Origin of the sequence: Haemophilus influenzae, from assembly GCF_003494325.1 — a bacterium.
GTDB lineage: Bacteria > Pseudomonadota > Gammaproteobacteria > Enterobacterales > Pasteurellaceae > Haemophilus > Haemophilus influenzae_I.
Genome location: NZ_QQIK01000016.1, coordinates 1 through 262, shown reverse-complemented (window position 1 = coordinate 262; position 262 = coordinate 1). Strand labels below are relative to the sequence as shown.

Sequence of the window (262 nt, the reverse complement as noted above, 5' to 3'; positions counted from 1 at the left end):
TTAGACAGCTAGGATGTTGGCTTAGAAGCAGCCATCATTTAAAGAAAGCGTAATAGCTCACTAGTCGAGTCGGCCTGCGCGGAAGATGTAACGGGGCTGAAATATAGCACCGAAGCTGCGGCATCAGAATTTATTCTGTTGGGTAGGGGAGCGTTGTGTAAGCGGAAGAAGGTTCATCGAGAGGTGGGCTGGACGTATCACAAGTGCGAATGCTGACATAAGTAACGATAAAACGGGTGAAAAACCCGTTCGCCGGAAGACC

Annotated in this window: 1 rRNA gene; it reads left to right on the top strand. The window is 49.2% G+C overall.

Annotated features, from left to right (window positions below):
- Positions 1 to 262: ribosomal RNA gene (locus DV356_RS09800) — 23S ribosomal RNA — on the top strand; the annotation flags it as partial.